This window comes from Methylotenera sp. L2L1, from assembly GCF_000744605.1.
Classification (GTDB): domain Bacteria; phylum Pseudomonadota; class Gammaproteobacteria; order Burkholderiales; family Methylophilaceae; genus Methylotenera.
The window spans coordinates 926,370-948,266 of record NZ_JQMG01000001.1 but is presented as its reverse complement, the minus strand read 5'-3'; the positions used below and the strand labels follow the sequence as shown (position 1 = coordinate 948,266).

The 21,897-nt window shown below is 44.8% G+C and carries 16 protein-coding genes; 7 read left to right on the top strand and 9 right to left on the bottom strand.

Going from position 1 to position 21,897, the window contains the following annotated elements; all coding sequences use genetic code 11:
- Window positions 1-70: 70 nt before the first annotated feature.
- The 3 genes from FG24_RS04440 (at window position 71) to FG24_RS04430 (ending at window position 4,325) form a co-directional block, all read left to right on the top strand.
- Window positions 71-997, top strand: coding sequence for a DedA family protein/thiosulfate sulfurtransferase GlpE (locus FG24_RS04440; RefSeq protein ID WP_036301491.1), 927 nt, complete (start codon window positions 71-73; stop codon window positions 995-997).
- Window positions 998-1,218: 221 nt separating this feature from the next.
- Window positions 1,219-3,438 carry an OsmC domain/YcaO domain-containing protein gene (locus tag FG24_RS04435; RefSeq protein ID WP_036303973.1) on the top strand — a complete coding sequence of 740 codons (2,220 nt, stop codon included), beginning with the start codon at window positions 1,219-1,221 and terminating at the stop codon, window positions 3,436-3,438.
- A gap of 23 nt (window positions 3,439-3,461) precedes the next feature.
- Entirely contained in the window at window positions 3,462-4,325 is an 864-nt protein-coding gene (locus FG24_RS04430) for a bestrophin family protein (protein ID WP_081880942.1), read from the top strand.
- Between the two features lie 522 nt (window positions 4,326-4,847).
- On the opposite strand, the gene FG24_RS04425 is transcribed toward FG24_RS04430, so the two are convergent.
- From FG24_RS04425 to FG24_RS04415, 3 genes are all read right to left on the bottom strand, one after another.
- Window positions 4,848-6,254: an ATP-dependent nuclease gene (locus tag FG24_RS04425; protein ID WP_036301488.1), complete on the bottom strand. Its 1,407-nt coding sequence runs from the start codon at window positions 6,252-6,254 to the stop codon at window positions 4,848-4,850.
- Between the two features lies 1 nt (window position 6,255).
- Entirely contained in the window at window positions 6,256-6,954 is a 699-nt protein-coding gene (locus FG24_RS04420; RefSeq protein WP_036301485.1) for an NrdJb, read from the bottom strand.
- Between the two features lie 224 nt (window positions 6,955-7,178).
- A complete protein-coding gene (locus FG24_RS04415) occupies window positions 7,179-9,344 on the bottom strand; it encodes an adenosylcobalamin-dependent ribonucleoside-diphosphate reductase (RefSeq protein ID WP_036301482.1) in 2,166 nt (721 codons plus the stop codon).
- 377 nt (window positions 9,345-9,721) lie between these two features.
- Between FG24_RS04415 and waaA the strand changes: the two genes are divergently transcribed.
- Window positions 9,722-10,981 (top strand): lipid IV(A) 3-deoxy-D-manno-octulosonic acid transferase, encoded by a 1,260-nt coding sequence (gene waaA / locus FG24_RS04405; protein WP_036301475.1) that lies wholly within the window; start codon window positions 9,722-9,724, stop codon window positions 10,979-10,981.
- Between the two features lie 242 nt (window positions 10,982-11,223).
- Here the strand turns inward: waaA and FG24_RS04400 are convergent, their stop codons facing one another.
- The 5 genes from FG24_RS04400 to FG24_RS04380 form a co-directional block, all read right to left on the bottom strand.
- Window positions 11,224-11,784, bottom strand: a complete 561-nt coding sequence (locus FG24_RS04400; protein WP_036301473.1) for an isochorismatase family protein — start codon at window positions 11,782-11,784, stop codon at window positions 11,224-11,226.
- Window position 11,785: 1 nt separating this feature from the next.
- Window positions 11,786-13,150: a TolC family outer membrane protein gene (locus tag FG24_RS04395; RefSeq protein WP_036301471.1), complete on the bottom strand. Its 1,365-nt coding sequence runs from the start codon at window positions 13,148-13,150 to the stop codon at window positions 11,786-11,788.
- A 25-nt stretch (window positions 13,151-13,175) separates the two neighbouring features.
- Window positions 13,176-13,886, bottom strand: a complete 711-nt coding sequence (locus tag FG24_RS04390; protein ID WP_081880941.1) for a protein-L-isoaspartate O-methyltransferase family protein — start codon at window positions 13,884-13,886, stop codon at window positions 13,176-13,178.
- A gap of 197 nt (window positions 13,887-14,083) precedes the next feature.
- The gene (locus FG24_RS04385) at window positions 14,084-15,472 is read right to left on the bottom strand and encodes a sigma-54-dependent transcriptional regulator (protein ID WP_036301468.1); all 1,389 of its coding nucleotides are present in this window, start codon (window positions 15,470-15,472) and stop codon (window positions 14,084-14,086) included.
- A gap of 17 nt (window positions 15,473-15,489) precedes the next feature.
- Window positions 15,490-17,331: a sensor histidine kinase gene (locus tag FG24_RS04380; RefSeq protein ID WP_235189716.1), complete on the bottom strand. Its 1,842-nt coding sequence runs from the start codon at window positions 17,329-17,331 to the stop codon at window positions 15,490-15,492.
- Between the two features lie 86 nt (window positions 17,332-17,417).
- On the opposite strand from FG24_RS04380, the gene FG24_RS04375 reads away from it, so the two are divergent.
- The gene (locus FG24_RS04375; RefSeq protein WP_036301465.1) at window positions 17,418-18,428 is read left to right on the top strand and encodes a hypothetical protein; all 1,011 of its coding nucleotides are present in this window, start codon (window positions 17,418-17,420) and stop codon (window positions 18,426-18,428) included.
- Entirely contained in the window at window positions 18,428-18,907 is a 480-nt protein-coding gene (locus FG24_RS04370) for a hypothetical protein (RefSeq protein WP_036301461.1), read from the top strand. The genes FG24_RS04375 and FG24_RS04370 overlap by 1 nt, the downstream gene beginning before the upstream one ends.
- Before the next feature lie 2 nt (window positions 18,908-18,909).
- Here the strand turns inward: FG24_RS04370 and FG24_RS04365 are convergent, their stop codons facing one another.
- Window positions 18,910-20,859, bottom strand: coding sequence for an LTA synthase family protein (locus tag FG24_RS04365; protein WP_036301458.1), 1,950 nt, complete (start codon window positions 20,857-20,859; stop codon window positions 18,910-18,912).
- Window positions 20,860-21,250: 391 nt separating this feature from the next.
- On the opposite strand from FG24_RS04365, the gene FG24_RS04360 reads away from it, so the two are divergent.
- Window positions 21,251-21,895, top strand: a complete 645-nt coding sequence (locus FG24_RS04360) for a thermostable hemolysin (RefSeq protein ID WP_036301455.1) — start codon at window positions 21,251-21,253, stop codon at window positions 21,893-21,895.
- Window positions 21,896-21,897: the final 2 nt, after the last annotated feature.

Here is a 21,897-nt window from a genome sequence, read left to right as displayed (position 1 = left end):
AATGGTTAAGCCCGCGACTAAGATTGAGTATGATGATTAATATTATTAGAAACGAAATATTAGGTTAACTATGGGGTATATCGCAGATTTAATTGAACAATACGGATTGGTCATTGTATTTATTAATGTCCTGCTGGAACAACTAGGATTGCCTATTCCGGCCTACCCAACACTTGTGATTTCAGGCGCATTAATTAGCCCAGAGAAATTCTCTTTTTCAGTGCTGTTATTAACTGCCATTTTTGCGGCTGTCATTGCAGATACTTTCTGGTATTTTACAGGGAGAAAATATGGAACAAAGGTCATGGGTAAGCTCTGCAAGATATCTTTATCTCCAGATACCTGTGTTAGCCAATCTCAATCACTGTATTTAAAAATTGGCTCACCTGCTTTACTGGTATGCAAATTCATTCCGGGATTCGCATCCATTTCCAGCGCGCTAGCTGGCTCTACTGGCACTAAGTTAATTACTTTCCTCATCATGGATGGACTTGGCGCAGCATTATGGGCTGGCTCGGCACTATGGCTAGGCTCACTATTTAGCACAGCGATAGATGACCTGATGAATATCCTCGTAGAGATGGGTAAATGGGGCACTTTGCTGGTTTTATTCGCACTTATTGCCTTCGTTGCCTCTAAATGGTGGGAGCGAAAACGCTTTATCAAAGATTTACGTATGGCACGTATCAGTGTGGATGAGTTGAACACTCTGCTGGCTAACGGTGAAACGCCAATTATTTTGGATACGCGAGCACCTCATCTCATTCAGGACGGATGGATTCCTGGTGCGCAATTTGCCTCCTTAGAAGCTTTAGATCAATTGGTGCTCGAAATGAATGACAATGACCCTGTCGTACTTTACTGCTCATGTCCAAATGAAATAACGGCAGCTAAAATTGCTAAAGCGCTGATGGCAAGGGGCTACTACAATGTAAAACCACTTACTGGCGGCATTGATGCATGGCGTGATGCAGGCTATGAAGTAACAAATACATAGTTAAGATAAGTTTGGTTTGAATGTCCGCTTTAGGCCTTGAATTCAAGGCCGATGATTATCTTTAATTCGCCAGCAGACGGCTACCAACACTCTAGAAGATTTCTTGGCAATTTATCCATGCGTTAGCGTTTGTGGAAAGCATCAATGTATTACACGGCATCGGCGTGTTGAGAGATAATAGCGCCCACAGCATTTTTGCACCATTTTTTGGAATTATCACCATGGAAATTAAAGTCAACTTTCTCGATAAGCTACGTCTTGAAGCCAAGTTCGATGACTTCACGGTGATTGCCGACCAGCCTATCCGCTATAAAGGCGATGGCTCAGCCCCCGGCCCCTTTGATTACTTTTTGGCTTCATCAGCCTTGTGCGCTGCTTATTTCGTGAAGTTGTACTGCAACACGCGCAATATACCTACCGAAAATATCCGCCTTTCACACAATAATATTGTTGATCCGGAAAACCGTTACCAGCAGATTTTCAAGATTCAGGTGGAGTTGCCTCCAGATATTTCCGACAAAGACCGCCAGGGTATCTTGCGCTCCATCGAGCGTTGTACGGTTAAAAAAGTAGTGCAGGCCGGCCCCGAGTTTATTATTGAAGAAGTAGCTAACCTAGATGCCGATGCGCAGGCCTTGCTAATGGTGAACCCATCTGCTGATACGCACACTTATATCACTGGCAAAGACTTACCCTTAGAGCAAACCATCGCCAATATGTCGGGGCTGCTGGCGAGCTTGGGCATCAAGATTGAAATCGCTTCATGGCGCAATATCATTCCTAATGTGTGGTCACTGCATATCCGTGATGCGCACTCGCCAATGTGCTTCACTAACGGAAAAGGATCAACCAAGGAAAGCGCGTTGGCGTCGGCTTTGGGCGAGTATATCGAGCGACTGAGTAACAACCATTTCTACGCCGGCTCATACTGGGGTGAAGATATCGCCAATGCAGCATTCGTGCATTACCCGAACGAGCGCTGGTTCAAGCCAGGCCGCAAAGATGCGCTGCCGAAAGAGATTCTGGATGATTACTGTTTAGAGATTTACAACCCAGATGGCGAGCTGCGCGGTTCGCATCTGGTCGACACCAATTCTGGCAATGCAGCACGCGGGATCTGTTCGTTGCCATATGTGCGTCAGTCGGACGGTGAAGTCGTCTATTTTCCATCCAACCTGATTGAAAACCTCTACGTCAGCAATGGCATGAGTGCAGGCAATACGCTGGCAGAAGCGCAAGTGCAATGCCTGTCAGAGATATTCGAACGCGCGGTGAAACGTGAAATTCTGGAAGGCGAAATCAGCTTGCCTGATGTGCCGCAGGAAGTACTGGCAAAGTATCCTAGTATTCTAGCCGGCATTCAGGGCTTGGAAGAGCAAGGCTTTCCAGTTCTGGTAAAAGATGCATCGCTGGGCGGTGAATACCCGGTGATGTGCGTTACCTTGATGAACCCGCGCACCGGCGGCGTGTTTGCCTCGTTCGGCGCGCACCCAAGCCTAGAAGTTGCGCTGGAACGCAGCCTGACCGAACTACTGCAAGGGCGCAGTTTAGAAGGCCTCAACGATTTACCACAGCCGACTTTTGCCAGTGAAGCGGTGACCGAACCCAATAACTTTGTGGAACACTTTATTGATTCCAGCGGCATCGTGTCGTGGCGCTTTTTCAGTGCCAAATCCGATTATGAGTTTGTGGAGTGGGATTTTTCTGGCCAAGGCCAAGAAGGCAAACCTAGTGACTCTAATGCCGAGGAAGCTGCAACCTTGTTCGGCATTCTCGAAGCCATGGGCAAAGAAGCCTACGTGGCGGTGTATGACCAGCTAGGCGCCACTGCTTGTCGAATCTTGGTGCCTGGCTACTCGGAAGTGTATCCGGTAGAAGATCTGGTGTGGGATAACACCAACAAGGCGCTGTTGTTCCGCAAAGATATCTTAAACCTGCATCAGCTAGATGACGCCAGCTTGGAAGCACTGCTGGAGCGTTTAGAGAATAACGAGCTGGATGACTATGGCGATATCGCCACCTTAATCGGCATCCAATTTGACGAGAATACAGACTGGGGGCAGCTCACCGTGCTGGAGTTGAAGCTGCTGATTCATCTCGCCTTACAGCAATTTGAAGAGGCGCATGAGCTAGTAGGCGCCTTCCTGCAATACAACGACAACACGCTAGAACGCGGATTGTTTTATCAGGCATTAAATGTGGTGTTAGAGGTACTGCTGGATGACGACCTAGCGCTAGAAGACTACGAAGTCAACTTCCGCCGCATGTTCGGCAATGCCCGTATGGATGCCGTCATTGGCTCTGTGGAAGGCAATGTGCGCTTCTTCGGCCTGGCGCCAACCAGCATGAAACTGGAAGGGCTAGACAGGCACCACCGTCTGATCGACAGCTATAAAAAATTGCATGCGGCACGCGCCAATATGGCAGCCACCACAAGTTAACCGGCAACGTTAAAGCGCTCACTATGATTCAATACAACCCAAAAGACTGGATTATCTTTATCTTCCGTTTTCACGAATCGGATACTTTTCGACGCTTGATTCCCATGATGATATTCATTGGACTATACGCCGGTGGCATAGCCTACTTGGAATTAGAGTTTTGGCAACTCTCCGAAAAAAGTCATGTGAAGAATATTCCGTTAATGCACACCACAGTCGGTTTTGTACTGTCATTATTACTGGCTTACAGAACCAACACCGCCTACGAGCGCTGGTGGGAAGGCAGAAAAACATGGGGCGCTTTGGTCAACAACAGCCGCAATCTGGCACTTAAACTTTCCGCTTATTTATCCGAAGAAAGTGACCGCAACTTCTTTAGAAAAGCCATCCCGACCTATGCCTCGGTGCTATCTAAACACTTATCCAACGAAGAAGTCAGCCAAATGCTGTTTGAAGGCTTAGATTTAAAAATCAACCACCACAATCACGCACCTAACCAAGTGGCTAAAATTTTGTTTCAAAAAGCCAATGAGCTATATACATCTGGCAAAATCACAGGCGACCAGTTCTATATCATCAACGACGAACTACAGTCGTTTACAGGCATTTGCGGCGTATGCGAACGGATTAAAAACACCCCCATCCCCTACTCTTACAGTGCATTTATTAAGAAATTTATCTTCTTTTATGTCATGACACTACCGTTTGGCTATGTGTTTAGCTTGGGCTACTACGTGATTCCTGTGGTAGTGTTTATTTTCTATGTGTTAGCCAGCTTAGAACTGATTGCCGAAGAGATTGAAGACCCATTTGGCGGCGATGATAACGACTTACCCACTAAAAAGATGGCTGCGAATATTAAAAAGCATGTGGAAGAGTTGCTTTAACAACCTACAATCCGTGCAATTAAGTAGGGTGTGCAATTTATTGCCCACGTAGAGTTCATATTAACGCGTTGGCATCATGCCCACCCTACAAGGCTGTCATTCCCGCGAATGCGGGAATCCATTTATAACAAAAACTAATGGATTCCGTGTCAGACCGTTAAGGTCTTCACCGTGGAATATACCAGCTGGAGCTGTTTATTCACACGTGAAAGCACGAAATGACGATTCATAACAGGTGTTAATTTAGCTTAATAGTTGTAGCATCCACATAGCCCTAAATCCCCTTATTACCGCGCCGAGCAGCGCAAGCTTTATGGGAGTTTTCGGCAAGCGACTGTTTGAGAGAAGCGAGTTTTAGCTTGCCGCCCATAAAGCTGAGCAGCACAGGAAACAAGCGGTAGGGGGTGCTCTTTTATTTGGTTACTTTCTTTTGAGCAAGCAAAAGTAAAGTAACTCGCCTAGAGGCGAAAAGGAATGATGAAGACTTAGATTGTTACGCGTGGGCATATTATGCCCACCCTACTACTTGGCTAACCTTTTCATTGATTCAATAGAACTTTTTAATTCACTTTGAGTATAAGTATCGCCATTATCAGGATGATGAATACAATTCCTAATATAGGTTGAAAGAGTTGCTTGTTTTAAATTCCCTTTCCAAGGCTTATCCTTAGGAAGCTTATTTCTTTCATGTAAAAACTGAGTATCAAATACTAAAACTTTTTCCCTTTTATCATCAGTTTGGTCTTCATCCTGAAATTTTTGGTGAAGAAATCCATATAGCTCATTGTGATAATCTGAACTAACTATCCCAAAAACCTCATAATTCACGCTGGCAAAAGTTGAATTTTTTGTGTTAATTTCCTCTATAAAAGTGCTGACATTTTCCTTAATAACTTTAAAGTTTCTACTTAACTTTGCCTTATCAATCATGTAATTAGAATGAGTTGCAAAAATGACGACATTACCTCTTTTATTTGTTGTTATCTTTTTCAACTCACTTAAAAAATCTTCTTGCGCTTTAGGATGTAAATGCGTTTCTGGTTCATCAAGTAGCAATAAGCAATTTTCTAATTCGTCATTTCTATCTTCTGCAGAAACAGTAAGTAAAAATGAAATGAACTGCTTAAAGCCATCACTTCTCTGACCGGCTGTCTTTGCCTTACCTTTTACATTAGTGTCTTTAACATGGAAGTTTATTAACTCCCCGTCAATATCAAATGTGATTTTAATTGGATGACCTGGCCAAACTGCTAATATATGCTCAGTCACAGCCTTACCAAGTTGCTCTTCTAACTCTTCCTTTTCCGTTGAATCCCCAGATATACTTGATACTCGAGCTTGTATATCGTCTATTTCAGCCAGAAGAAAACAATTTTTCAACGGGATCGAAATTGCTGGATTTGCTGCAAATGCGGTTAAATTTACTGCTTCTGAGATTAAGTATTCACCTTTTGCAGTCCAAAAAACTGTTTGATGCATTTTTTCAAAAAAAGACTTAGTAACACCAATAACATTTGCCAAATCAGCCTTTTTATTAGAATAAAGAAACTCATAAACTGGTACAGATGGTGTCGCAATTAAAAATGAAATCTTAAAGCCTACTAAGTCATTAGGTGCAAAAGGGTGTGCTGTTAAAATCGTCGGAGGGGTATCGTCTTCTAATAATGCGCTGAAGTCTTCAGTAACATCAATCTCACTCAATCGATACTTATATAAAACTTCTATCTTTTTAGTTTTATCATTGAAATCTTTTGGACTTAAAGCAACTAAAGAATCTTTCAAGCTCATTGCTTTTAATATACTTGATTTCCCTGCCTCATTAACTCCAATTAATCCAAAAGTATATGAGCCATCATCTAATACATTTATATCAAAGGTAATATCTTCAATACTACGATAATTCTTTATTTGTATTGATTCAAGTTGCATATTAACCGCACTTACTTTCACCACAATTCAAGCAAGTCAAACAACCGTCCATAATAATGCTAGCCTTGGTGTTACATTTCTTACAAAGCTGCGCACCTTTTGGGAAGCCTTCTTCGTTTACTTCCTCACCTGATTTAGCGTGTTTTTCCAGGTATTCTGCTTTTTTCTCTTCTACCAATTTTTGTTGGTGTTGGTCTAGACCTGGCTTTTTAAGCATGCCGATTTCTTGCAAGTGTTGTTCTACTACTTCACCGATTTCTGCCACTAGGCTAGGTACAAACTTGCCGCCTTTTTTGAAGTAGCCGCCACTTGGTTCAAATACGCTTTTAAGCTCTTCTACCAAGAAAGTCACGTCGCCGCCTTTACGGAATACGGCTGACATCACGCGCGTTAGCGCCACAATCCATTGAAAGTGCTCCATGTTTTTGGAGTTGATAAACACTTCAAACGGGCGGCGATGTTCTTGTGGCGTGCCTTCGTTCATCACGATATCGTTAATGGTGATGTAAAGCGCGTGCTCGGTGACTGGTGTTTTAATTTTGTAGGTGTTGCCTACCAATTTCTCTGGGCGGCCTAGTGGCTCACCTAGTTGTACAACGTTAGTGCTAGCTTCTGCTACTTTGGCTTCGGCAGCTTTTGCTTTGTCTTCTTCTGACACTAGGTTGTAGCTAACAATTTTCTTTTCAATTTTAATCGCCATGTTTGGTCTCCTGTGGGGTCTTTTTGGCTTTCCCGTTCCTTAATTGCTTGTTGTCTAGCTTTAAGTCAATGACGGCTTATTGCTATTTTTAAATGCTAGATGGTTGCCGTTATTAGCGATGCCAGTGCAAGGCGAAAAGCGGTTTTAAACTGGAGTGTACAAATAGTACATGAGGATTTAAAACTGCTTTTCAACACCGCAATGGTGAGCGCAGTAGGCAAACACTAGAATTTACCGTAGTAGCCTTCTTTTAATGCATCATATAAGTTAGCTGCGCTATGAATCTCACCATCATATTCAATCTCATCATTACCTTTGGCTTCAATTTCAGTGCCGTCTTCTAAGGTAAATTTGTAAGTGGTGCTTTCTAAGTCCTTTTCTGTCACCAATACGCCTTGGAACGCTTCAGGGTTAAATCTGAATGTTGTGCAACCTTTTAGGCCTTTATCGTATGCGTATAGATAGATGTTTTTGAAGTCTTCAAAATCATAATCAGTCGGCACGTTAATGGTTTTTGAAATTGAGCTATCAATCCATTTTTGTGATGCGGCTTGAATATCCACATGCGCTTTTGCCATGATGGTTGAAGAATCTAGGAAGTATTCTGGCAATTGTTCTTCTGGCTTGTCGCTAAATGGCATTGCATTTGGGTTGATCAACTCACGGTAAGCTAACAACTCATAAGAGAACACATCGACTTTCTCTTTTGATTTTTTACCTTCACGAATCACGTTACGTGCGTAGTGATGCGCGAATGATGGCTCGATGCCGTTGCTTGCATTATTAGCCAATGATAATGAAATGGTGCCCGTTGGCGCAATTGAGCTGTGGTGCGTAAAGCGTACGCCTTTAGTAGCGATTTGGTTACGTAAACCTTCTGGGAACTGCTGCATATAGCGGCTGTATTTACCCAACAATACTTTACCTGCGATTTTTTGACCGACTTTAATGCCGTCTGCTGCCATTTCTGGACGTTTTGCCAGCATATCTGCCGTCACTTCAAACTTCTCGTCCATGATCGGTGCGGCGCCTTTTTCTTCGGCCAATTGCACACCAACGCTCCAGCCTTCTTCAGCCATCACGCGAGTTACTTCTTCTGTGAACTTGATTGACTCGTCTTCACCGTACTTCATTTTCATCATGGTGAGGCTTGAACCTAAACCTAAGTAACCCATGCCGTGACGGCGTTTGCGCATGATTTCATCGCGCTGTTGCTGTAATGGCAAGCCGTTGATTTCCACCACGTTATCTAGCATACGGGTGAAAATCGCGACTACTTCGCGGTATTCTTTCCAGTCGAAATAGGCTTCATCGGTGAATGGTTTTTTCACAAAGCGGGTGAGGTTTACTGAACCTAGCAAGCAAGCGCCATAGGGTGGTAATGGTTGCTCGCCGCATGGGTTGGTGGCGCGGATGTTTTCGCAGAACCAGTTGTTGTTCATTTCGTTCACGCGGTCGATCAAGATAAAGCCTGGCTCAGCAAAGTCGTAAGTAGAGGACATAATCACATCCCACAAACGGCGAGCTTTGATAGTTTTGTAAACGCGGCATGCTACTTTGCCTGCATCTACACCATCAGTTTTAGTCAGATATTTACCTTTGACTGGCCACTCGCGCCATACCACTTGGCTTTCATCGTTGGTATTTAAAGCATCCACAATCGCTTCTTTTTCTGTCACAGGGAATGCTAGTTTCCACTCAGCATCCGCTTTTACTGCTTCCATGAACTCTTTAGTGATTAGGCATGACAAGTTAAATTGGCGTAAACGGCCATTTTCACGTTTTGCTTTGATGAAGTCAGTTACATCTGGGTGTGAGATATCAAAGGTTGCCATTTGCGCACCACGACGGCCACCCGCAGAAGATACGGTGAAGCACATTTTGTCGTAGATATCCATGAAAGATAATGGGCCGCTGGTGTAAGCACCTGCACCCGCCACAAACGCACCTTTTGGACGCAAGGTTGAGAACTCGTAACCAATACCGCAACCTGCTTTTAGCGTTAAGCCTGCCTCGTGCACTTTGCCTAAAATATCATCCATGCTGTCTGATATCACGCCAGAAACCGTACAGTTGATAGTAGAAGTGGCTGGCTTATGCTCTAACGCACCGGCGTTTGAAGTAATACGACCCGCTGGGATAGCACCGCGGCGCAATGCCCATAAGAATTTCTCATGCCATTCAGCACGTTTTTCTTCTGTGGTTTCTACATCGGCTAAGGCACGTGCTACGCGTAGATATGAAGCATCCATGTCTTGATCAACATTTTCGCCCTGCTTAGATTTCAAACGATATTTTTTATCCCAAATATCCAATGAAACAGGTTGAATAGGAATCTCTTTTTCAACCTCTGTACTTGAATTCTTAGCAGTATCTACGGCTTTTAGCATTATTTAACCCTCTTATTGGTAGACTTAAATCAATGATAAAACAATGAGATAAGCCTGTATTATTTATACGGTAGCGCAGTTGAAGATGGTAAGCACACACTAACTTTTTAACACCACTAGAACTTTGCATTAACCACTATATATTGTGTTTTTTTAGTAATTTAATCATTCTGTAGTGGTAGGTCAAGTTGTTTTTGCATAAATATTTTTAACAAAAATCATAGATTTCTCTTGCCAAAAATCAACACCGCACCGGCGTTGGCTTAGCGCAATCGCTAAATAAAATACTACGCTATTCACCTTAAAAAACCAGATGAAATAAACTGTGCGAAAATACAACAACTCTACATTGCACCTGCTTAACACTAATATACAAAATGACGCGTAATCTTTATACATGCTTGCTAACTCTACTGCTGCCATTAACGCCACTTAAGCTGCTTTGGCGTGGCAGAAAGCAAGCTGAATACTTAGCACATTGGCGTGAACGTTATGGCTTTTATAGCACCCCAGTACAAACACCTGTGATTTGGCTGCATTGTGTTTCCGTAGGCGAAACCCGTGCCGCAGAGCCTTTAGTCAAAGCGTTATTAAGCCAATATCCACAGCATCAACTCTTACTGACACACACTACGCCAACTGGTCGCGCTACTAGTGAGCAATTGTTTGGAGACAAAGTAAGCAGAGTATATTTACCTTACGATGTGCCATTTGCCGTTGCCCGTTTCTTAAAACATTTTAAGCCTACGATTGGCGTATTAATGGAAACCGAGCTTTGGTTTAACTTAATTGCCGGCTGTAAGCAACGCAATATCCCATTAGTACTTGCCAACGCAAGGCTCTCAGAAAAGTCTGCCATAGGCTACCGCAAGTTGGGCAAAGTGCTCACAGAAGGCTTGCAAAACTTAAGTAAGATTGGCGCACAAACTGACGCAGATGCTACGCGCTTGAAGCAGCTAGGCGCAACTGAGATCAGCATTACCGGCAATATCAAGTTTGATGTTGCACCGCATGAGCATGCGCACGAGTTAGGTAAAAAGCTACGCAAACAATTAGGCGCTGCACGCCCTGTGTTTTTAGCCGCCAGCACGCGCGATGGTGAAGAGGCCTTAATAATTGAAGCCGTCAGCAAAGCCAATATCCCCAACTTGCTTACCATCATTGTACCTAGGCACCCGCAGCGCTTTGATGAAGTGGCAGAGCTCTTAAGAAAGTCTAATCTGCCATTTATACGGCGCACCAGCCTTACCCATGAAACGGCTGACTTAAATAATGTGAATTATCTAGTTGGCGACTCTATGGGGGAAATGTTCACCTATTACGCAAGTTGTGATGTAGCCTTTATCGGCGGCAGCTTACTGCCATTTGGCGGACAAAACCTGATTGAAGCATGTAGCATGGGAAAACCTGTATTAGTAGGACCACATACCTTTAACTTTGAAGAAGCCGCGCAAATGGCAGTGATTGCAGGGGCGACCTACCGCGTGCAAAATGTAGAGAACTTGAGCACAACATTACAGCAGCTATTTGCTAACGATGAACAAAGGCAGGCCATGAGTGATGCAAGCCTACAATTTAGTGAGCGTAACCGTGGTGCTACGGAAAAAACGTTAAACCTACTTAGGCCGTATATTTAAGGCTAATACTAACACCTACAGCTAATCTCACAAATAACGTCATTCCCGAACAGGTGGGAATCCAGCCGGCGTGAATGCTAGCTTTTTTACAATAAACAACCATTCTTGACCATCACATCACCTTGACTGGATACCAGCCTGCGCTGGTATGACGACGGTGAGCATTGAGGTTTCAATTTACAAATGCTGCCATTATCTAGAGGAGCAGCTATAAATACTGACTACTAATACTATAGACAACACTAGCGAATCAGCTTACTAATCGCCTTGAATGCGTCGCCTTCAGCCACACCTAGCCACTCAAACACCAGCGACTCTGTATTAGTAATCACACAGCCTGCGTTACGCATTCTTTCGATGGCATTGGCCTTATTGGCTGGGTTGCGAGAAATGATGGCATCTTCTACCACAAACACCTGTTTACCCATGCTCACTAAATCAAGCGCTGTTTGCAAAATACAAATATGCGCCTCCATGCCAGCCAGCACAATTTGCGAATGATCGCGCGTCAATTGCCGATTAAACTTAGGCTCTGCAGCACAGGAAAAAGAAACCTTTTCAACAGGCTGCAGGGGTTGAACCAAGGCCGAGAGCTCCGGCACGGTATGCCCCAAACCTTTTGGATATTGCTCAGTGACAATATAAGCCACATTCAGCATATTGGCCGCCTGCAACAAGATACCGCAATTTTTAATCACGGCTTGCATCTCGCTCACAGGCATCGCCACCGTTAGCTTAGTCTGCACATCCACAAGCGCGAACTGGCTTAATGTAACACTAGCCTTTTGAGTTGGATATTGCACTTTAGCGCGCCCCTACGATCACTAATTGTTGATTAATATCCGCTAGATCAGGCTCTGCTACAACACCGGAAATGGCTTTAAGGCGGATGATATTGACTAAATAACTATAGCGTGACTGTAATAGATCACGTTTAGCACTAAATAGCTGCTGTTGCGCATTGAGCACATCAACACTGGTACGCACGCCGACCTCATAGCCTAACTTGGTAGAATCTACTTGGCTTTGGCTAGAAAGCAACGCTTGCTCGTAGGCTTTGACCTGCGCAATGCTGGAGCTTAAATTGAGATAAGCACGTTGCGTTTCTAGCTCGGCACTGCGGCGTGCGATTTGTATATCATCCTGTGCTTTTTGCTGATTAAGCACCGCTTGGCGCACACGCGAACTGACAGCACCACCTTGATACAACGGAATTTCCAACTGTAAACCAATCGTAGAAGTTTGCAGCTCACTACCAAGACCATTGGCGCTACCATTGGCATAATTATTGGTATGGCTTGCAACTGCATCTAATGTAGGTAAATGCCCTGCTCTTAAGCGCTCGACCTCTTGGGTGGAAATGGCAAGCGCATCCTGCTGAATCTGAATATTCAGGTTATTTTGCGTGGCTACTTCTAGCCATTTATCTAACCCCTGCGCTAGGCTAGTGGTGGCCATGTTCGCCTTCACCGTGGCAAGCTTTTGCGGTATTTTTCCTGTAATCGCCTGCACAGCATGCTTAGCGATTTGGTGCTCGTTAATCGCGGCTATTTCCTGCGCGAACACTAAATCAAAACGCGCTTGTGCCTCATTGACATCTGTAATCGTGGCTGTACCGACCTCAAAGTTAGCTTTAGCCTGCTCTAACTGGCTTAAAATCGCAGCTTTCTGCGCAACGATTAACTCTATTTTGTCTTGTGCCAACAGCACATCAAAATACGCCTGCGTCACGCGTAGCATCAAGTCTTGCTTACTCAAATTCAGCTGCTTATCGGCTTGGCTGACTTGCACTTTGCTTTGGTCGATTTGCACTAAGCTATCTTTACGGTAAATCGGCTGACGTGCCTGCACACCGTAGTTGTAGCCCTCAAAATTTGAGCGGCCTTCTGCCCTAAATGGATTAAACCCTGTTAAGAACCGAATATCGGTTTGGGTGGCATTGGCACCCGCATTTAAAGTAAGCGTAGGGCGATATAAGGCTTTGGCCTGCTCTATCGCCTCTTGTGCGGCCTGATTAGCACTTAATGCAGAAGCCAATGTAGGATCATTTTCCAAGGCTTGCTGATAAACCTCAATCAAGGAATATGCTTTGTCGTCAGCATGTGCATAAGGAGCAAATGCAAGCAACAGCACGGCGAGCTTGATTAAGGTTTGAGATATCTTAAGCATACTAGCGTTTAATCAATACAGGTGATTAAAAAGCAAACTTGGTTGCCTGTGGTGCATTCTCTAACACTGGTAAGCAGGTTTCAAATATCGTTTCATGACGGTACGAACCTTCGCTTACTCGCTCGGTGACGGTTGCTTCCATGATTGGAGAGCCGCCTACTACCGCAAACAAACGGCCACCTACGTTTAACATTTTTTCTGCTGCAATTGGGCGTAACGGCAATGAGCCAGCAAACACAATCACATCGTAAGGAGCAGCGGCCGCGAAACCGTTAGCCGCATCACCCACGTAAAGCGTCACATTGTGGATACCTTGCGCTTGTAAGCGATATTGCGCAGTATTAGACAGCTCTGGGTAGATTTCAACCGCATGCACATGCTGCGCTAGAGTAGCCAGCAATGCTGCTAAATAACCGCTACCGGTGCCTACCAGCAATACTTTGTCTGTCTTTTTAATATTTAAAGCTTGCAGAATACGGCCTTCCAGCTTTGGCGACAGCATGGTTTGGTCTTCACCAATTGGCAACTCAACATCTGCAAAAGCCAAACCCACCTGAGATTCTGCAACAAAGTTTTCGCGTGGCACTTTATCTAACACTGCTAGCACGACTGGGTCTAACACCTCCCAAGTGCGAATTTGCTGCTCAATCATGTTAAATCTGGCTTCAGCTATATTAAATTTGGCATTAAATTGAACAGGTGCATGCGGTTCTACGGTTTTTGCTGTTTGTGTCATGTTGATTACTCTGTAGTATTTTATTTGCGATGTTTTATTGACAGTGTTTTATTTAATGCTAATTATAACGCAAGTGCTTATTGGCTAAGGTACTTTTACGCGTATCCATACAGTGTACAGCGCAGGCAAAAGTGCAATGCAAACTGATGAATAGGAATAAACCTGCCGCTCAAGCTATCAACGCCGATGCTTACACACTAGCCTATGCCGTATTGGCTCAGTTTGTACCACAAAGAACGCTCGCTAATTTCAAGCACTTTTGCTGCCTTGCTTTTATTACCGTGCGTGAACGCCAAGGCTTTAACGATTAACTGCCGCTCCAACGCCTCAACCGAGTTAGGTAACGATAGCGCATTCACTGCACGCGCGTCACTGGCAGGCTCCGTGGAGGTTAGTCCATGGGCATCCGTATTAGTTGCCGTTAATTCAGTCGCGCTACTTAACATTTCTGCGGGCAAATGTTCTGGCTGTATTATTTGATTGCCACTGATAATGGCCGCGCGCTCTAATACATTTTCCAACTCGCGCACATTGCCGGGCCAGTCGTACTGCATCAGCACCTGAATCGCTTGATCTGATATCGCCACGCGCCGTTTAGCTAAGAAATATTCGGCCAAGGCTTCAATATCAGATTTACGCGCTTTCAGTGCGGGCAGGTCGATACGAAATACATTCAAACGATAATATAAGTCTTCACGCAGTTTACCGTCTTTAATCGCGGCTATCGGGTTACGGTTAGTTGCCGCTACCACACGGATATCTACAGAAATCGGACGGTTACCACCCAAGCGCTCAATCACATTTTCTTGCAACGCGCGTAGTAATTTAGCCTGTAACTGCATTGGCATTTCAGTCACTTCATCCAAAAACAAAGTACCGCCATCTGCTAACTCAAACTTACCGACACGTTCTTTCACCGCGCCGGTAAATGCACCTTTCTCATGCCCAAACAGCTCCGACTCCAGCATTTCATGCGGAATCGCGGCGCAATTAACGGCGACAAATAATGCATTATTACGTGGGGATGCCGCATGAATCGCCCGCGCCACCACTTCTTTGCCGGTACCAGTTTCACCCGCCAACAATACGGTCGCTTTCTCAGGGGCAACTTGCCGAATTGATTCAGCCAACTGCTGCATCACTGGACTATTGCCTACCAAGCCGGTATTAGCTGATTTTTCTTCACGCAAGAACTTGTTTTCAACCACCAGCCGAGAGAATGACAAAGCGCGTTTGATGGCAAGTTCTAATTCCTCCAAATCAAAGGGGCGCAATATGTAGTCTGATGCGCCGCTTTTCATGGCATCAATAGCAGATTTAATCTCGCCCTGTGCCGTGACAATAATCACTGGAAGCTCAGCGTCTGTTTTACGAATTTCTTTCAGCAGCTGCAAGCCATCCATACGTGGCATATGCAAATCGGTCACCACACAGTCAACCTTGTGTGCCTGGATGACTTCCAATGCTTCTCGGCCATCTCTCGCGGTCAATGCTTGATAGCCGGCCTGACGCAGGCTAATCTCCAGCAAACGCAGCATGCTAGGTTCATCATCTACGGCTAATATATATTTAAGGCTCTCTGACATAATCTCGCTTTTTATAATTAGGCATCACCAAGTAACTGCCGTTTTGGTAGTTGCACTCTAAAATCTGCTCCAGTATTGGCAAGTGTACTTTTCTCTACGGTGAGCGATCCAAAGTGAGCGGTTACTATCTGTTTAGATACGGCCAATCCTAAACCGATACCGCCAGGACGCTGAGTAAAGAAAGGGTCGAATATTTGTTCTTTTTGCGCTTCCGACACCCCTGCACCGTCGTCGGCTACACTAATCACAACATCATCTTGTGCATCTAGCACAGACACCACGACCTTGCCGCCAGTTGGCAATACCTGAATCGCATTCAACAACAAATTGAGTAATACTTGGGTGATTTGCTCGGCATCGCACTCTACTATTATTTTACCTACGATTTGGCCTACAATTTGCTCTGCGACTGCCGTTTCCGCTTGGTTTTGAACCACCATGGCTAGGTTAACACTCTTTTTATTGGCCTGCATCCGCAGCATTGCCACTACATGCTCAACCAAAGGCACAAGATCATGTAGCGCAAACTCTGGCTGGCGCGGGCGCGCAGAATCTACCAACGTAGAAACCAGTTTATTTAACCGCTCTGTTTCCATATTAATAAAAGCCACCACCTCTTGGCCTTCTGTGCTCAAGCCTTTTTCACGCGCTAACACTTGTGCGGATGAGCGCAAAATACCTAAAGGCGTTCTAATCTCGTGGCTCATGGCTGCTGCCATCTCACCAGCCACCGCCAGCTTGGCTGCACGCGTCAAATTCTCTTTGGATAGTGCAAGATCATCCATCATTTTGCCAAAGGCACTAGACAACGCACGCACCTCGGTAGGCCCTTCTGTGGCAGGCAATGCTCCCTGCGATGAACGCATAAATCGATTCGCATAATCAGTCAGCCTTGCTAATGGCTTGGTAATACGACCTGATAGTGGTGCTGCAAATGCAGCAGCCAGTAGCCCGGTAATGATCAACAATAATATAAACATATAACCCATGCGATGCACAGGCGCCATGACCACATAGCGATATTGCGCGATTGAAACCACCCAATTAAAAATAGGCGGCGCGGCTGAGGGCGAAAGGACGGAATCCACCGAGATATCATACGCTGCCAGTATCTTTTCCCAATGCCTAGTTGCTGCCAACATGCGCGTTTGAGCGTTTTTGTCATCCAGATTAATCAACGCTGCAGCACTGCCTTGATTTTCTGTGCTGTCCAGAATATTGGTGATGACATTCCAGTCAAACACCACCCACAGCGTGCCGACCTTTTGCTGATTCACATTGAGGATATCACTGGCGATAGGTAGCTTTTGTTCAGCAAGCTGATACAAACGCACGGTGCGATTTGAGAAAGAAATTTGCAGCCACGGTGTTACGGCGGCTGCGGGCTTGCCAATGTCAGCTGGCTGACTAGAGGCTACTACGATATTCCGGTTATTCACAACATAAAGCGACTGATATACGCCGCGATAGCTCACCTTGAGCTCATGAAGAAGATTAGACAAGCGCTTGTCAAAGTCGCCAATCACGACTTCGTCCATCACTTCTAGGCGGCTCCAGGAAACAATGTTCTGCAGACGCTCAAACATCATATTATCCACCTGATGCGCTGCCGCATTCGCGCGCGTCTGCATATCGCGCACGATTTCCTCTCTTAGCACGGTACGCGCTTCGTGAAATGTCAACAATGTCACGATTAACATCGGCAACAAGGCCGTGAGTAAAAAGCCAATTAATAACAGACTTCTTACTGACATTGACTTGATAAATGAATGATTCAAAATATTTGGCCTGCGCGTGAGTCCGTATCGTTGATGATTATCGCCGTTGCTTGTTGATATGCCACAAGGTTTTCCAGCCATTATCGAATATAATTCGCCTATGTATTTAATTTCAACTTATGCACTTCATTTCAAAAAGTTATCGCAGATTTAAAGCTGGAGCATGCATGCATCTAATCAATAAATTCTGTATCGGCAGTGTAGCCCTGCTACTGCTGCTGTGCAAGGCTGCATACGCAGACGATGCCTCACGCCCTGAAAACGGGTTCATGGACGGTTTCAGATTAGGTGGCTATACCAGTGCCGGCATTACCATTCCACGCGAATCGGAAACCACTGCCGCCCTTAATGAAATCAGTATGATTCTGACTTGGGAAGGTGAAAGCCGCTTCAAATTTTTTAGTGAACTGGAGCTAGAAAGCCCAATTTCTTGGGATGACGATAACAAATTTAACACCAAACAAAGCTATATTGATTTAGAACGCTTTTACCTAGACTACAACTTATCAGACAAAATCAATCTGCGCGGCGGTCGCTTTTTAACCCCCACCGGTCGTTGGAATCAACTACATGCATCGCCCCTAGTTTGGACTGGCTCACGCCCTGTAGCAACCAGCAGATTGTTTCCGACAGCAGCCAACGGCATCATGGCATTTGGCGCAATCCCGCTTGATAATAGTGCCATCGAGTACGCACTATACGTTGAAACGCTTAAAGATATGGACGAGGACGATGATGACCTAAGGTTCCGAAACACCAAAGGTGCACGCATCGCGTTTGGTCAACAAGCCAACATTGGCGTGAATCTCATGTCGTTTGACGAAAGAGACCTCTTCAATACTCGCTATCATCTGGTGGGACTAGACTTTATTACTCATTATCATGGCATTGAGTTTCTAGGCGAAGCTTTTCAACGCTGGGGCTCGCACGCTAATACGGACAGCTATGGCGCATATTTACAAACGGCCGTGCCTTTGCCCATCGGTACCAACTGGTTTGGTATTGTACGTATTGAAACCTTTCATCGTCCGGATGAAGAGCATCAGCAACGCTGGCTGCTAGGTACTACTTGGCGCATCAAGCCCACACAATTGCTGAAACTGGAATTCACCGGTGGCAGTACTGATCAACCAGAATCACCTCGCGGCTTCTTGGCTTCATTTGCGGTATTGTTCTAATGCGCGGCTTCATCTCATTATTGCTATTAACGCTAGGCTTGTGTTTGCAAGCGACAGGCATGGCTGCGGATAAGTCTGTGATTGCCGTGATTGTGACCAATGATAATCCAAATAAAAGTATTTCTTTAGGTGAACTCAAGCTCATTTACTGGCGTAAGAAAACTTACTGGGCCAATGGTCAACGCATACATCCGATTAACCTCCCCCCTGACCACCCGCTGAGACTGCAGTTCTCCAACAGTATATTAGGCAGCACCCCTAGCGCACAAAATGATTACTGGAATGGCTTGTACTTTCACGGCATATCACCACCGCACGTGCTGTACTCAGACGAAGCGGCGATTCGTTACGTGCAGGAAACTGCCGGCAGCATTGCTTATGCAGATGCCTGCAAATTGGATAATCGTGTTAAACCATTGCTCTGGCTGCTCCCCAATGGCGAAACAACGACCAACCCCTCCTTCGTTAACTGTAATTAGCACTAATCGAAATACTCTTTCAACTCGCCATGTTTATAGGCACGTGCCGCCGTTTGGTAGTAGGCAATCGCCTCATTCAGCAAGCGATGATCAACTGGCGCTGATACCGCCTCCAAACTGGCAGAATCAACCCGATAGGCTTCTACTTCTCGCTTAGGCGAGAGCACAATGAGCATATTATCTTTGTAGTAGCCTAAGGCTTGATAGTTACTCACAAAGGTCCGCTCTGGCAATTGCTCACGTTCCGCCTCAAACAGTGACTGCCCATAAAAATGCTGCGCATCAGACGTGCCTAATAAATCAAGCAAAGTTGGGACAATATCAATTTGACTAGCCATCCTTTTATAATGCCCAGCGGGTAGTAAATCCGGTGCATAGAAAAATAAAGGAATATGGTATTTAGCCAGTGGTAGCTTGGTTTTACCTGCTACCGAAGCACAATGATCAGCGACAATCACAAATAAAGTATCTTTAAACCAAGGTTTGGTTTTGGCTTGCTTGATAAATTGGCCAATTGCGTAATCTGTATATTTCACCGCACCTGATCGGCTGCCTTGGGGCAAGTCTATTTTATTGGCTGGGTAGGTGTAAGGACGATGATTGCTGGTTGTCATAATATGCGCAAAAAACGGCTGTTGCGTTTTTACCTGTTGGTCAAGCATACGTAGCGAGTTATTAAACAAGCTCTCATCGTCAACCCCCCATACATTTTCACTTTGAATCGTCGTTTTATCAAAATCGGTACGATCAATCACTTTGTAATCATTACCCCTAAAATACTTGTTCATGCTATCAAACACGCCATAGCCGCCATAGATGAAAAATGTTGAGTAACCTTTCACTTCCAGCAACTCCCCAATCGTAGCAAGGTGGTCCGTATCTGGGCGGTGCACGATTGCTTGCCCGGGAATCGGTGGTATCGCAATCGACAGCGCATCCAAACCACGTACCGTTCTGGTACCTGTTGCAAAAATCTTATCAAATACCAAACTCTCGCCAGCCAATTGGTTTAAATGTGGCGTTAGATTTTCCTGATTGCCATAGGTGCCTAAATAATCAGCAGACAAACTTTCTACGGAAATCAAGACGACGTTTTTAGGCCGCCGCTTAAACGGACCTAAATACGCCTCTAATTGCTGCGCATTTTTTGACAAAGCATGGTTATCTGTGGCAATGATCGCGCTTGTTGTTTTTCGATTGACACCAACAGACTTTAATACCGCCAATGCTTGTGTCTGTGGGATGGTTTTGTAGAACTTATCGTAATCCAGCTCGTTACGCCTAGCTGCCGCTGAAAATGTAAAAACACCATTTCCAGATAACTCATTGGCGTAAGTGTTTTGCGAAAAATCCATCTGATCTACATTCGCACACTGAAAGCTCAGCAAAGGTAGCGCAATCGCTACAAGCCCCAAACCTAACTTCTGCTTACCCGAGCGCTGCCGAGTTTCAAAACGCACCACCCTGCTCAAGGTAAATACAATCAAGAATGCAATCAATGCGATTCCCAATAATATTAACGGCACAGGATAAGACTCGCGGATATTACCAATCACCTCATTGGTATAAATTAAGTAATCCACCGCAATGAAATTAAATCGTGTGGTGAACTCTTGCCAAAAAATGTACTCGGATACCGCGCCAAATAATAGGCAAAAAGTAAGGAAACCTGCCACTCCCCAACGGATATGATTCACCCAGATTTTATGACGTAAGGTATTTGGCAGCATTAATGAAATCAACAGCAAAGGCACCACCAGATATGCCAAAGCTGAGATATCAAACCAAAATCCGTTGATAAAAATTCCTAGCAACTCTTTCATTGAAAGCTGTGAGAACCCGACTTGAGCGCTCAACACAACACGCAATAGAAGCCAAATGCTTAATGCAACGCCAGCAATGGCCAATGAAAATGAAACGGTATAGGGTTTATGACGAAGTAATTTAAGCATAATTAGTATTGATGTTGGGCACGCTGGCCTGCTCTATGTAAATGAAAGACTTACTAGGCAATCTCCATGCCATCACAATAAGCGACTGTTCTGATAGGATTTTTTAAAATGACACTAAAAAAACTCATGCAATATTTGTATGGAATTGGCTGAGAAAAACTAAAGCTACCTACATTTCTTGCATAAATTGTTTCAAACTATTCACAAATCACTACCCAATAATAGGCAGCCAGACCCTGATCAGAACTTTGTTTAAGATTGATAATCTATTGATTTATAGATAAAAAGATAATTACAGCGTAGTAATTTTGCTTAAATATGCGTCACCAAACAAAAGTTAGGCACACTCTTTGCGTAAGTCTAGGCATATTTAATTAAGGTGACCTATAAAATGCTTAGCCTAAGTTTTAATGCAAGCCCACTATTTTTTAATGCAGAAGCAGCGTATCAAACTCGCCCATTTGCCGCAGCCAAACGGCATCGTGCAAACAACATTAAAATCACATGCGTAGAAGTAGACGCACCAGACCGCAGAGAGATTGAGCAATTCATTCATGATGTCTTTGCACATACTTACGGCGCGAATGTACAGCAGTTCATGCCGCAACTGATTAGCCTACGCGATGAAAATAATGAGTTAGTCGCAGCATTTGGCATGCGCAAAGCAGATATGGAACCATTGTTTTTAGAGCGCTATTTGGATGCTCCGATTGAAACTGTGATGTCTAATCACTTTAATCGCGTCATTACGCGCCATCAAATTACCGAAATTGGTAATTTAGCAGTAGCCAACCCACGCAATGCTGGGGTTTTAATCGCAAGTGTCATTCAGCACAGCTTAGACATTAACGTTGAGTGGTGTGTCGCTACCGCACACCACAGCCTACAAAATGGATTAGTGAAAGGTGGGCGTGATGTCTATGCCTTACAAGAAGCAGACAAGTCACGCCTAAATGCCACAGAGCAGGCAACTTGGGGACGTTACTACGACAACCCACCACAAGTGGTTGCAGTGAGAGGCACCGCGGAGCTATGACC

Excerpts from the sequence above, each read along its gene's own strand:
- FG24_RS04440 (WP_036301491.1), top strand. The coding sequence starts at position 71 with ATGGGGTATATCGCAGATTTAATTGAACAATACGGATTGGTCATTGTA.
- FG24_RS04435 (WP_036303973.1), top strand. The coding sequence starts at position 1,219 with ATGGAAATTAAAGTCAACTTTCTCGATAAGCTACGTCTTGAAGCCAAG.
- FG24_RS04430 (WP_081880942.1), top strand. The coding sequence starts at position 3,462 with ATGATTCAATACAACCCAAAAGACTGGATTATCTTTATCTTCCGTTTT.
- FG24_RS04425 (WP_036301488.1), bottom strand. The coding sequence starts at position 6,254 with ATGCAACTTGAATCAATACAAATAAAGAATTATCGTAGTATTGAAGAT.
- FG24_RS04420 (WP_036301485.1), bottom strand. The coding sequence starts at position 6,954 with ATGGCGATTAAAATTGAAAAGAAAATTGTTAGCTACAACCTAGTGTCA.
- FG24_RS04415 (WP_036301482.1), bottom strand. The coding sequence starts at position 9,344 with ATGCTAAAAGCCGTAGATACTGCTAAGAATTCAAGTACAGAGGTTGAA.
- waaA (WP_036301475.1), top strand. The coding sequence starts at position 9,722 with ATGACGCGTAATCTTTATACATGCTTGCTAACTCTACTGCTGCCATTA.
- FG24_RS04395 (WP_036301471.1), bottom strand. The coding sequence starts at position 13,150 with ATGCTTAAGATATCTCAAACCTTAATCAAGCTCGCCGTGCTGTTGCTT.
- FG24_RS04390 (WP_081880941.1), bottom strand. The coding sequence starts at position 13,886 with ATGACACAAACAGCAAAAACCGTAGAACCGCATGCACCTGTTCAATTT.
- FG24_RS04385 (WP_036301468.1), bottom strand. The coding sequence starts at position 15,472 with ATGTCAGAGAGCCTTAAATATATATTAGCCGTAGATGATGAACCTAGC.
- FG24_RS04380 (WP_235189716.1), bottom strand. The coding sequence starts at position 17,331 with ATGGCTGGAAAACCTTGTGGCATATCAACAAGCAACGGCGATAATCAT.
- FG24_RS04375 (WP_036301465.1), top strand. The coding sequence starts at position 17,418 with ATGCATCTAATCAATAAATTCTGTATCGGCAGTGTAGCCCTGCTACTG.
- FG24_RS04370 (WP_036301461.1), top strand. The coding sequence starts at position 18,428 with ATGCGCGGCTTCATCTCATTATTGCTATTAACGCTAGGCTTGTGTTTG.
- FG24_RS04365 (WP_036301458.1), bottom strand. The coding sequence starts at position 20,859 with ATGCTTAAATTACTTCGTCATAAACCCTATACCGTTTCATTTTCATTG.
- FG24_RS04360 (WP_036301455.1), top strand. The coding sequence starts at position 21,251 with ATGCTTAGCCTAAGTTTTAATGCAAGCCCACTATTTTTTAATGCAGAA.